Genomic DNA, 12,690 nt, shown 5'->3' on the forward strand with positions numbered 1-12,690 from the left:
TTATATCCAGTTTTCTTCTATTATTTCTCCTTCTATACTTATAACAACCTTTTTCACAGGCACTTTGTTTGAGGCTTGTTCCAAAGCCATTTTAGCCAGTTGCAACAATCCTCCACAGCAGGGAACCGACATTATAACCACTGTCAGGGTGTTAATCTGCGCTCCATCAATCATTTCGGCAAGCTTCGATACGTAAACATCCTTGTTCGTGTCAAGTTTCGGGCAGGCGATAGCCAACGCGCGGTTTTTCAAGAAACGATCATGGAAACCACCATAGGCATACGCCGTACAGTCGGCAGCCAATACAACATCCGCGTTCCGGAAATACCCGGCTTGGGGATTCAATAGATGAAGTTGCACAGGCCACTGCCTCAACTCTGAAGGCACATGACCGGTTGACATGATCGGCCTTACCGGGGCAAACGACATCTCCCGGCTTCCCGGACACGAGGCAAAGGCTTGCCCGCAGCTGTCCTTTTGTTCATTATTTTCCATATGTATATTTATTTCTATGTTATGTTCTTTCAGGTAACGAAGGCCTTGCGCCAAAAGCGCTGTTTCATTATGAGCCTTCAAATGAGAGAGATGAGCCAGGATTGTTTTTTCTCCTTTAGGGACAAGCCTCTCCATCACGGCTATTTCATCGTAGGGTTCTGCCTCGCGTTCCTCGAAATCTATCGCTCCAACAGGGCAGTCGCCGATGCAAGCCCCCAGACCGTCGCAATACAGATCGCTAATCATCCGTGCCTTTCCATCAATCAGTTGCAAGGCTCCTTCATGACAGCCACTCACGCAAATACCGCAACCATTACACCGTTCTTCGTCTATTTTTATGACAGTTCTTTTCATTGTATTTTCTCCTTATTCTTTTGCAAACATACAGGGATGCGGAGAGAGAAATCGTAACATTCGTTACATTCCTCCTATTTATTATGCCTATCTTTGTAAAAAAAATAGACTTTATGAATCAGGACTTGCTGTTTTTCTGTACCATCTGTCGGAACAAATCTCCGGAAGAGATTGAGAAGATAAGTTGTGCCATCGACCATACGGTAAAGAGCTATAAGCGGGGCGAATTGGTCGCGTCACAAGGCGATCGCATATCCAGCCTGTATATGTTGACAAAAGGGAAAGTGAAAACAGAAATCATTTCCCAATCAGGGCTGACGGTTTCCGTAGAAGAGATAACAGCACCTTACCCCTTAGCCGCGGCCTTTATCTTCGCGGACAATAACCGTTTTCCGGTAGAGGTGACCGCGATGGAGGATTGTGAAGTGATACTGATCAGTAAATCGTCTATTGAAAAGCAGATGGCCAAATGTCCCGGATTCCTCAGAGGCTTTATGGCTTTTACGGCCAACCGGGTACAGTTCCTATCCGAAAGGCTGAAGATCTTTTCTCAAAAAGGTATTAAGGCTAAAATAGCCTATCACATCCTGCAACAGGATAAAAACGGACATTTTGAACTGGGACGTAGCATTGCCTCGCTTGCCGAGTATTTTGGCGTAGAACGTCCATCCCTTTCAAGAGCCCTCTCCGAGATGGCTCGCGATGGTATCATTGAGTTTGAAGCGGGAAAAGGAAAGATCTTACGATACAATGACCTAAAAGAATTATTGGGGTAAAAGATCGTCAATACACATGAACACTACCCTGTGCCGATGGCAGGTAGTTCACACCGATCCAGGTTATCATCAATAAGATAAAGGCAATGGGAAGCAGCCAAAGTGATGTCTTTTCCTGTTTCTTTCCATGCAACCGGATGTGAATATAAGCCAGATACCCCAAAGAGGTAACAAAGGCCCAGATCTCTTTCGGATCCCACGACCAGTAATGCCCCCACGCCTCTTTCGCCCAGACAGCCCCCATCAGCATGCCCAACACAAGAAAGCCGAAGCCGATATAAACGATGTTATCTATAAAAGAAAAAATGTTCTTGTCGGCTTGGGAGGTCAGCTCTATTTTCCGAAGCTGCACAAAAGCACCGATGGTAGCCGCGCCCAGCATGGCATACGATAGGATATACGAGGTAACATGAGGCACAAACCAAATACTTTGCAAAGCCGGCATCAGGTTTTTGGAATGAATTTCGGGTTTGAACAGATTGACAAATACAAAAACAGAAGCCACCAAGGCCGAGAACGACAATAGCCAGGGATATTTCCATCGACGGTAGGCCAGATATCCCACGACAGATAAAAAGAACGAATACCAAAGACGGGTCTCCCCCATCGTCCGCATCGGCGGGCGTTCGATAGAAATCCAAAAACCGATAATAAAGGCCGTGAACAGGGCGATACCGGAAAGCATCAGTATATCAGCCAACCTTTTCCGCGACCGATAGACCGTAAGTCCGGAAGCCAACCAAAGAGCCACCGAAGGGATGGCAAACCATATAAAGCTATTCCAGTTTATCATTTTCTTCTTTCCGTTTTATATCTTTCCCGTTCAGAATCATCGCTATCGCACCTAAGGCAATAAGGAGAAAACCTATATAAACAGGCATAAGCCAAGGATCATAGACCAGTTCCATACCGCTGTAAGAGGATAGCCTACCCGCTTTATCATCATAGCCCGATTGGTAGATCATCCAACTACCTATACGTAAGGGATGATTCACTTCCAACAGCCCTTTTTTGACTGTCCCGTCCGGCATATACGCCTCTATATCGGAGGTAAACCGTTTCGGCTCAGGCTGAGTCATCACCACGCATTGTTGTTCATCGAGCGCCAGTGTCATATAGAGCTGTGCCTGATTTCCGCCGCACACCCAACCGCTTCGCTCTTCCCCTAACGGGTTTACAGCACGTATCTTAACAGCCGGAGTCGCGCCGGGCATGGGCACTTCGCGATAGGTGCTGTCGCTTGAGCGAACAGCCTGATGGATATACTCCTTCACCTCTATCTCCCATCCGTTCAAACGACCTGCGGGAGATTTCAGGTCTATCTGGTAATAATCAGGATTGTCAACCGGTTGTGGCTCTCCGCTCTGACGATCGATGACTGTTAGTTGGGGAGGGTATTCCTCCATATCAAAGTCATTGAGCTTGATACCTATCGGCAGTTCTTTCACCTGATTATGCTCATCGTACACACGCCATTCCACTTCGCCTTCACGCACATACATCACATACCTCGCCATATCGGCATATCCCAGACCCGAAGCAAACAAGACCAGCCAAAGACCGATATGATTCAGATAAAACCCGTAATCCTTCCATCGGAACCGATAGAGTCGCCGGGCGATCAGACTGCCAAGCGAAAGGAGGATCGTGAAGTAGATAAAGACAAAAGCCCACGAATGGGTCATATTGTCGAATCCCAATCGACTGAAAAGAGTTGTCGGATGACCGGTAGTGGCAACTTGCGGAGTCAATCCCATGATAAGACAGAGAATAAGCAAGGCAGAAATCAGACTGACGGCAAAAGGCACACCGGTAAACCACTTCATAAACCGGCTTTTACCTATCCATAGCGAAGCTGCGGAGAGGGCAACGAGAGCGATTCCGACCCACAGGTTGACCGGTGCCGCCAACAGATAGAAATTGAAACTCCCGGTCGTCAGTTGCAAAAGGAAACCGACCATAACAATTCCGCAAGTAATGATCAGACTCTCCTTGTATCCCCAAGGCATCTGCCATATCTTGCGGTTTGTAGCTTTGTTCATTCGATTAGGCGTATGGGTATCTGACTGATTAGTTCAACGCCAACTTACCTTCGTCCTTTGCTTTTTCCAGCCAGGCAGGCAATGTTGTTTGTATCCATTTGTCTTTATCGTCACGTAGCTTTTCCATATCCAAACCGATGTATTCCTGCGCTTTCTCTTTGGTGGAGATATCCGGCATCTTCACATCGGTTATGCCTAAAGAGAACAATACTTTTTGCAGTTCCAACTGCGCCTGCATGGTACGATCCAGGCTATGGGCAAGGATACGCTGTGTCTCAACAGGCGCGTGAAACGACGCACCGTGTGAGGCGACGGCAAAATCCCAACGCCATTGCGCCTGACGAATCAGCTTCAGCGATTCTTTCATCTTGGCATCATCCGCTCCGTTATCCCAAGCCGTCTTGGCCATGATATGCACTTTGGCAAGCTCCGTCTCCACCCGATCGCGGATCTCTAATGCTTTATCCTGGTATTGATACACATAGTTGCGTAGATTATCTTCGCTATCCCGGTGGCAGGTCTGACAGGTAGAAGAGATATTTTTAAGCGGACTCACGACCTGATGGTTTGAATATTTGATCCCCCCTTCAGCCATATACGGCATATGACAATCAGCGCATGACAATCCTCTTTGCGCGTGAGGTCCTAAGAGGAAGAGTTCGTAGTCGGGATGTTGCGCCTTGAGCATAGGCGTTTTGCTCAGCCCGTGCACCCAATCGGTAAAGCCCGCGTTATCATAGTATTCCTCCATAGCCTCGACAGTCATGCCCCCATCCCATGGAAAGGTGAGGTATTTGCCCCCCCCTTGGAAATAATACTCCACATGACATTGCGCGCAAACCAGCATACGCATCTCCTGTGGCGTAGCGTCCGTAATATCTTTCCCCTGTCGCTGGAAGGCTTCAATCAGTGCCGGACGGGTAATGGTCAGGTTCATTGTCTGCGGATCATGACAATCGGCACATCCCAACGGATTGACAATCTCACTGCCGAATTGGCTCCAGTTCGCTTTGTAGAAATTTTCTATGCCGACCTCGTGCATCATACGGGGCACATCCGGACTCTTACAGGTCCAGCAGGTAGCCGGTTGCAGATCCTTATGGTCGTGATCGGGCGTTCCGGTACGCAACGTATGTGTCATATCTTCCAGGGTATACATATGTCCGCGCGGAGCGGAATAATCCCGTGAGAAAGCATAACCTGCCCAGAGCACAACCATCTCCGGACGACTCTCCAGTACATCTTCCGGCGTATTGCCTAAGTGTTTGCTGCTGAAATCCATCTCTTTGGTTTTCTTCCAGGTGTCGTATTCGCGGGGATAGTTCAATCCCCAGTCCTCACTGTGAGGGTTTATGCCCGAAATCTCTACTTTCTTGTTATGATACAAGGTGGCGATTTCCGCCCTACGCTCGGTGATGGATACTGCTAAAAGCCCCAACACAAACACGCCAACCATTACGATTGCGAAGATACCCCAGCCAATGATAGGCTTTTGCTTGATTGCTTCTGCTAATTTCTTGAACATATCGGATCTTATTATTTATTATTCATGATATTCTTTAACCAGTCAGGCACAGGCGATTGCGGCAGCGGAACAAGCGCGTTAGGCGATGAAGAAAGATTGCTTACCCCGGTGTGCGGCACCTCCCGATGGCAGTCCCAGCATACTTTGCCTTCACCCTCTTTCACCTGTGTATAACTTATCATACCGGTATTCACAAACTCCGTATTCAACTGCGTATGACAGCGAATGCAGTTGTTCATGATCACCTCCTTGCTCGCGTCGCGCGGACGAATAACCTGTGGCTCGCCTTTCAACGTAAACACAGCGGCATGATACAATCCGTCCATTGCCTTGAAGGCATATTTATTGAAAGCATTGTCTTGCGGCACATGGCAATCATTGCAGTTTGTCCACAAATGATGAGAGCTGTGCATCCATGATTGATAGTAAGGAGTCATAATATGACAATTGACGCAGGTCGACGGTTCATCAGACAGATAAGAGTGAACCCGCGACATATAGATCGTGTAGCCCCCCAATCCGGCAACAATCCCGGCTACGACAAACAGCGGAACAACAAAATACCAGGGTATTATATGAAGTAGTTTTCTCATGGCGTCACAATCAGAAACTTAATAAGGCAAATATAGGAATAAGAATTAAAAAAACACGTAACAAATGTTACATAAGCCATTATTTATTCATTATTTTTCAGACTATGGTATTCTTCTTATTATTCCCTTATTTGAAAAGACTACCTTCTACGCCTCCAACCTCCGCTTAGGGTATGGCATAAACAAGACAATCCCCATGCAAAACAGGCAGGCGTAGATTGCCCAACCCGACATTTCTTTCAGGGCAGAGAGTGTAGCTTGCACCTGAATACGGCCTTTCGTTGAGAGTGCCGCCATGTGTTCGGCTTCCGTAACGCTTTTGCCCTGATAGCGCATTCCCTGCAATGTCTGGCTATAAGAAGCGGAAGCGTCGGGGTTGATGGTATCTACGTTTTGCGCGTAGCGGGTAACATAGTGCTGCTGGCGCTCTTGCAGGAGGTTGGTATAAACGGCCGTTCCGATACCCGGTCCTAATATCATACGCACGGTGAGCATAATGCAAATCCAGGTCGAAAGATAACGGAAAGGCATCCGCTGGTTGGCATAAACGGCTGTCAGCGCGTAGAGAATCATCATACCGGCGGAGCGTATGATGACCGGATATTTCATGCGCTCATACAGTCCGGCACTCTGCACTTCGAAATACATAAAGAGGGACGAGAGCCCGATAATGAAGAAGCCGAGTGCGAACCGATATTTAAAGTGTACATTCTTTGAGCCAAGTATAATGGAAATAATAGCACCGATCACATAACCCGCGATGCTCCAGTTGCCTAAGGTGGCATTCTGGTAGTTGTCAATTTTCATACCCACATTGGTAAACACATTGACAAACATAGCACTCGAATTAACAATCATCAGCATCAGGTAGAGCATAATGCCGATACGGATTGTTCGCAAGCGGAAAACACTCAGGAGGAAATAGGGGAAATGCCTGCGTCCGTCTAAATAGAGAAAGACACCGGCGGATAGAATGCCGATAGCCGTAGCCCAGCGGATCGTCGGGTCGTCGTACCAGTCGAGCGTCTTGCCGTAAATCAACACGTAGGTGATGCAGATAAGCGTGATGCAGAAGGCTACTACATTGCCAAACTTGCGAAAGTTAATCGGGAAACGCCCCAAGAATTTCCTATAAGGCATGGTGATAAATACAATCAGGATAGAGAATAACAACAATCCCATCATAAAATAATAGACATACTGCCATTCGTATTCATAGGCGAGCCAGGCGGTAAGCGAAGTGCCAAGCTGTCCGAATATCATAAAGAAAAGATAAATAATAGGTTGACTCGCGCTTTTCTCCTTGTCGAGATTATCCCAACCCTCTTCGTCTTTCGGTTCCATGCCGGGCGTGATATTGCGGGTAGCCTCCATACCGAAAGCGTATTTAATCAGCGTAAACAGATTTACCATCATCAATACCATCCGCAGGAAACCCATCAAGAGGGAGCAAAGAGCCAGGAGGAAGATGCTATCGGTCTTCGCGCATATATAGCTGAAGATATACATGAGCGAGAAGCCGAAAATGCACATCATCTTCTGTCGGCGTATGCGTACCAACTGGTAGAAGAAGGGAGCAAAAGCAGCCATGCCGATAGCGGTTACGAAGTTGGCAAACTGTATATGTTCCGACACAATGCCTAAGCCACTCATCATCTCGCCGCTGTTTACCGAGTAAACACCCCCGATAGAAAGGATGGGCAGGAAAAGAAACAACAAGATAAGGATACCCAAGGGTTTGGGTACCCAATTATAAAACGGATAGTTCTTCGGATAAGACGCCACCTTGTCTTAGAGTTTTGCTTTTACTACCACCATCATGCCTGCCGCTAACTTCTCATTATCTTCGTCGGAGAGATCGGTGAAGTCGATGCGCACGGGGATACGCTGCTGTATTTTCACGAAGTTACCTGCCGAGTTATCGGTCGGCACCAGAGAGAACTTAGAACCGGTCGCGCCCGATATGGCGGTTATTTTGCCGGTAAATGTTTTATCACTAATGGCATCAACGGTAATCTCTACTTCCTGTTCGAGAGCAAGGTTCTCGATCTGTGTTTCTTTGTAATTGGCAATGACCCATTTCTGTCCGTCGGGCAGGATATAGGTAATCGTCTGTCCGGCTGTAATGAACTGTCCCTCTTCCAAAGCCCGGCGGCCGAGTTTTCCATCGCTCGGAGCCAATACCACCGTATAGGAAAGGTTAAGTTTAGCCATCTCCAAGGCTGCTGTAGCTCGCTGAATGGCCGCTTCGGTGTTCTTACGGCGATACGCCACTTCGTCTACTCCTGAGAGTGCCGCCTTTTTCTGCCGGTTTACCACTTCGAGCTTTTTACGGGTTGCTTCATATTCCGTCTCTATCTGCTCCAATTGGATAGGAGTAGCGGCATTGCGAGCAACCAGGTTCTTATAGCGTTGCAGGTCTTTCCGGAGTTTAGACAAACGAATCTCTATCTCGGCGATAGAAGCGTCGTAGACCGAGGCGGTGTTCTGCGTAGTCTGCAAAGTAGCGCCCACGACCGTAGCACCGGCTTCGGCATCTTTCAGTGCCGCTTCGGCTTCCATCACACGGATTTTGTATTCGCTATCATCCAATACGAGCAGTGTATCTCCTTTTTGTACCTTTTGATGTTCCGTGAAGTATATCTTTTTGATATAACCCGAAGCCCGCAGGTTCACGGGCGAGATATACTGTTCTACTTGTGCGTCGTTACTGGTTTCGGTACGTTTGTAATTGAAGAATAGGCATACTACTTGGATCAGTCCCCAGACGATAATCGTTACGCCTAATATGCTGACTACGATTTGCCAACGGCGCAGCTTCTTCAATCTCTTTACTTTATCCGGATGGGTGTTCTTTTGCGTTGTATCTTCCATATCTGTTTCTTTCTTTTATTCGACTAATCTGTTTATCTGCCCGGTTAGTTTCAATAGGCTCAGATTGGCTACCTGATAGTTGTAATGGGCGCTGATGTAGTTGTTTTGCGCTTCTACCATCTGCATCTCATCCTGCAATACCTCAATCATCGAAGCAATGCCTTCCCGATAGAGTTCCATGGTGACGGTATACACATCTTCGGCGACCCGGTAGTTGTCCTTTTGCCGTTTGAAGTTGCGCAGGTTGTTCATCATATCGTTCTGGGCATTCATATATTGGGTGTTGAGGTGCTTCTGCAGATCTTCCTGTTCCAGACTTATCTTCTCAATATCCATCCGTGCCTGCCTTGTTTTCTGTTTCTTTTCCAATCCGTCGAAGACAGGGATACGCAAAGAGAGTCCCAGCCCATAGGAGCGATACCAATGGTTGGATGGTCCCGAATGGAACCAGTTCTTGAACTTATCGGTGTAGGCAGAATACATCCAGCTGCCCGTCAGGCTTAACGAAGGGATATAATTGCTGTTTATCATACTTTTCTGTTGTTCTGCCAACTGTTTTTGTGAACTTAAGAGCCTGATTTCATACAGACTTTCCGGTAAACCGGTAAGTGGTACGGAAGTTATATCATCTGTATTTACATGTATTAACGCAATCTGTTCTTCCGCCGGATAGTCGATAATATACTTCAACATATTGAGTTGCTGTTCCAGAATGGCTTGCAGGTTGTCGTATTGCACTTGCAGGTTCTCCAGGTTGATATTGACGCGCTTGACATCTACCTCCATCGCCATTCCGTTGTCATAGAATGCCAAGGCTATATTCTTCAATTCTTCCAAGCGGACGATATTGGATTTAATCAACACGATCTGTTCCACCGTAGCCTGTCCCAGATAATACATCTTGCTGATTTGCACGATAAGGTCTTCACGGGCTTTCTCGTATGACAGCCGGTTAATTTCTTCTACCGTCTTGGCAATCGAAATGGATGTGTAGAGTGTCTGGTTATAGAGAGGCAGTTGTAGTTGCAATCCCGCGTTGCTGTTATGTTGCAGGGTATGGGTTACATTGTAGGGCGTACCATACGATGAGCCATCTGTCACCGAAACCGGAGGGTCGAAGTTGTTATTGTAATTGGCAAAGCCATTTATCTGAGGCAGCAGTCTTGCCCGGTTTTCGGATACGCCATACCTGCTCTTCTGTATCACTTTGCGGCGGCCTTCCAACGATAGATTGTTCTCAATACCAATTTCCAGACATTCTTTCAATGTCAGAACGGTTTGAGAATGTGCATAAGTAGCCAGCAGACTAAAAAAAGACAATAGGAATACTCTCATCATTACCATAAAAATATGAGCGGCAAAGGTACGGATATCTTCAGTTGTAGGGTCGACCGTTCAGGCGACAGAAACGTCCGATTTTTCCTTTTTATGGTAATGTGTGTCTGTGTATTCCTTTATTGATTACGATAACGATATTGAAGAGGAGTCTCTCCTGTATGCTGTTTGAAATAGCGTCCGAAGAAGGAGGAGTTAGGGAAATTAAACTCTTCTGATAGTTGCAGTACAGTACGCTGGCTGTTTCTCAGACAAGATTTGACTTTGGCTATTATTACCGCGTTAATACAATCGAGAGCACCAAGACCGATTACTTCCTTGACGGCTGCCGAGAGGTATTTGGGTGTTATCGACATTTTTTCGGCATAGAAAACCACATTGTGCCCTGTTTTGTAATGTGTGAGTAGAAGCGTGATAAACGTTTCAGTCAGTTCCTCTTTGCGGGTTTTTACTGTCGGCAGACGTGTTTGCTGATGTTTGGCATACTCCGAACCGATCTCCAATACCACTGCCAGCAGCATCGCTTTTACAATGTCTTCCTTATACGCTTTTTCTTTGTTGTTGTAATTCTCTACAATCAGGCTATGCATCTGAAGAACCGCTTGCATCGTCTCGGGCGAAACCGATAATACCGGGTTCTCAATCATCCGGAAAACGACTTCATAATTGATGGGCGAAAGATAATCGGGCATAAAATCGATCGGGAACACCAGTGTCTGACCGCAAAAGTCATTACTCCGAGAAATCACCTTTATCGTTTGTCTGGGCAGGAAAGTGAAGACCTGACCCTGCTCAAGCTTGTAGATTTTATCGTTGATACTAAAACAAAATATCCCTCTTGTACAGGTACACATAGCCATTCCACCCGAAATAGAGATCTCGCCTTCCCCTGTTTCGTCTTTTGCCGACGAACTACCCAATACAAAATCAGTGATGGTAAATACCCGGCTTTGGGTAGAGGTTTTATGCATGTTCCTTTTTTCTGTATTCATACAAAATACAAAGGTAGTTAAAACATCCCGAATGAGCAGCTCTACGTTTCTTTCCGAACCGCAAAAAAAATTCTCACCCGCATGAGAATTTTTTCTCATGCGGGTGAGAATAAAAAAAAGCGAACCACAAACAGCAAATTGTTCCCTTTTTCTGCAACATTTCCACCGAGGCGGGAGTCTAATAAGATAGAAGAAGTAATTGAAATCTCCGGGCCCTGAGACTATTATTCACTTTGTCTGTACATTACGATGTATAGGATAGATTGTATATAGTATAAATCCTTTAATAAGTAGAAATAGTATGAAAAGATGGGTGATTGCCATGATAGTGGTTTTGTTTACCGGGAGTATGGGTTTCGCACAAAAAGCAGATATAATCATCTGCCGGAAACCAATCAATATACATACCGATTGGTTGTGTGATATGCTTGGGACAACTCCCCGACAGGAGAAGAAGGTGGAGGAGATCAATAGCCTTTTTATTGCGGCTCAACTGGAGATTGCCGGCATGAAAAACCTACAGGCGAAAGACATAAAAAGAAAAGCCCTGGTGAAGGAGATGCTTGCTTCGATGGAGAAGGTCCTCAACGAGAAGCAAATGAAAGAATACCTGAGAGTTTTTAACATAATTAATTCCGGCTATATCATGACGGAAAGGTTTTCAACATCCGACACCTATTATGCCGATTCAAAATAATTCTCGGCGAGACAGAAAATAAGAGGTTATCTGAAAAAGGTAACCTCTTTTTTTATATATCTTTGCGGCTTAAACACACAAATACTTATTTCGTCAAAACATGAAACAAAAAATCCAGCTTTCCACGCCGGTCACATGGAAAAATCATCTGACAGACTACTCATTTATTGTCGTGGGATCGTTTCTGCAAGCCTTGAGTTATGTCTTGTTTATCGCGCCCTATAAGATTGTACCGGGAGGTGTCTATGGTATATCCATTGTGCTTCATCATGTCACGAAGGGTGTCTTCTCTTTCCTGCCCGACGGATTACCGATGGGGATAACGGCGCTCTTCTTTAATGTACCGTTGATGATCATTGCCTTAAAGAAACTGGGCTTGTCGTCGGGACCAAAAACCGCCGTCACCTTCTTATTGATCTCCTTCTTTACCGACGGACTTTCTTATTTTCTGACAGAGCCTTTGTTGGAGAACGACCCGTTTATCGCCGGATTCTATGGCGGTGCCATACTGGGAGCCGGGGTAGCCTGTATCTTCAAGGCGCATAGTACCAGCGCGGGAACCGATGTGTTGGCGCGGGTGATTGCGATGAACTCCAATATGAAGGTGAGTAATGTGATCATCTTATTGGATTCGGCGATTGTCCTGCTGGGGCTTCTGGCCTTTCAGGATTGGACGGTGCCCTTGTATTCCTGGTTTACCATCTTTGTATACGGCAAAGTAGTGGATATGTTCCAGGTGGAGAATCCCAACCGGGCGGTGTTTATCGTCTCCAACAAAACCGAGGAGATCAAGGATATTATCGTCAATAAGATGAAAATGCGGGGCACCTTCCTGCATGGCCGTGGTATGTATGAAGGCAAAGAGCGTGAGATTATTTTTACGATTGCCGAGCGAAAAGATATGCCCCGCCTGAAGGAAGAGGTAAAAGAGGCTGATCCTAACGCGTTTATATCAACCATGCACGCCAGTAAAGATTCACCTCCTCCGGGTAAATAAAAAAACGACT

General features: G+C 46.3%; 12 protein-coding genes. 3 read left to right on the top strand and 9 right to left on the bottom strand.

What is annotated here, in order from left to right:
• Nucleotides 1-849 (bottom strand): 4Fe-4S binding protein, encoded by an 849-nt coding sequence (locus M2134_RS06915; RefSeq protein ID WP_280750552.1) that lies wholly within the window; start codon nt 847-849, stop codon nt 1-3.
• Between the two features lie 113 nt (nt 850-962).
• Here M2134_RS06915 and M2134_RS06920 point away from each other — a divergent pair, with 113 nt between their 5' ends.
• Nucleotides 963-1,625, top strand: coding sequence for a Crp/Fnr family transcriptional regulator (locus M2134_RS06920; protein ID WP_280750553.1), 663 nt, complete (start codon nt 963-965; stop codon nt 1,623-1,625).
• A 7-nt stretch (nt 1,626-1,632) separates the two neighbouring features.
• Here M2134_RS06920 and ccsA read toward each other — a convergent pair whose 3' ends face one another.
• From ccsA to M2134_RS06960, 8 genes are all read right to left on the bottom strand, one after another.
• On the bottom strand, nt 1,633-2,415 hold the full coding sequence (gene ccsA, locus M2134_RS06925) for a cytochrome c biogenesis protein CcsA (protein ID WP_280750610.1): 783 nt from the start codon (nt 2,413-2,415) through the stop codon (nt 1,633-1,635).
• Complete coding sequence (locus tag M2134_RS06930; RefSeq protein ID WP_280750554.1) at nt 2,402-3,667, bottom strand: cytochrome c biogenesis protein ResB; 1,266 nt, start codon at nt 3,665-3,667, stop codon at nt 2,402-2,404. Before M2134_RS06930 ends, ccsA begins: the two co-directional genes overlap by 14 nt.
• Nucleotides 3,668-3,695: 28 nt before the next feature.
• Nucleotides 3,696-5,192 (bottom strand): ammonia-forming cytochrome c nitrite reductase, encoded by a 1,497-nt coding sequence (gene nrfA / locus M2134_RS06935; RefSeq protein ID WP_280750555.1) that lies wholly within the window; start codon nt 5,190-5,192, stop codon nt 3,696-3,698.
• Between the two features lie 11 nt (nt 5,193-5,203).
• Nucleotides 5,204-5,785, bottom strand: coding sequence for a cytochrome c nitrite reductase small subunit (nrfH, locus tag M2134_RS06940; protein ID WP_280750556.1), 582 nt, complete (start codon nt 5,783-5,785; stop codon nt 5,204-5,206).
• Nucleotides 5,786-5,932: 147 nt separating this feature from the next.
• A complete protein-coding gene (locus M2134_RS06945; protein ID WP_280750557.1) occupies nt 5,933-7,570 on the bottom strand; it encodes an MFS transporter in 1,638 nt (545 codons plus the stop codon).
• Between the two features lie 6 nt (nt 7,571-7,576).
• Nucleotides 7,577-8,659: an HlyD family secretion protein gene (locus tag M2134_RS06950; RefSeq protein WP_280750558.1), complete on the bottom strand. Its 1,083-nt coding sequence runs from the start codon at nt 8,657-8,659 to the stop codon at nt 7,577-7,579.
• Nucleotides 8,660-8,674: 15 nt separating this feature from the next.
• Nucleotides 8,675-10,003 (bottom strand): TolC family protein, encoded by a 1,329-nt coding sequence (locus M2134_RS06955; RefSeq protein ID WP_280750559.1) that lies wholly within the window; start codon nt 10,001-10,003, stop codon nt 8,675-8,677.
• 110 nt (nt 10,004-10,113) lie between these two features.
• Complete coding sequence (locus M2134_RS06960; RefSeq protein WP_280750560.1) at nt 10,114-10,965, bottom strand: helix-turn-helix domain-containing protein; 852 nt, start codon at nt 10,963-10,965, stop codon at nt 10,114-10,116.
• 322 nt (nt 10,966-11,287) lie between these two features.
• On the opposite strand from M2134_RS06960, the gene M2134_RS06965 reads away from it, so the two are divergent.
• Nucleotides 11,288-11,683, top strand: a complete 396-nt coding sequence (locus tag M2134_RS06965; RefSeq protein ID WP_280750561.1) for a hypothetical protein — start codon at nt 11,288-11,290, stop codon at nt 11,681-11,683.
• 100 nt (nt 11,684-11,783) lie between these two features.
• Nucleotides 11,784-12,680 (top strand): YitT family protein, encoded by an 897-nt coding sequence (locus M2134_RS06970; RefSeq protein WP_280750562.1) that lies wholly within the window; start codon nt 11,784-11,786, stop codon nt 12,678-12,680.
• Nucleotides 12,681-12,690: the final 10 nt, after the last annotated feature.

Origin of the sequence: Parabacteroides sp. PM6-13 (assembly GCF_029892605.1) — a bacterium.
Taxonomy (GTDB): domain Bacteria; phylum Bacteroidota; class Bacteroidia; order Bacteroidales; family Tannerellaceae; genus QVMG01.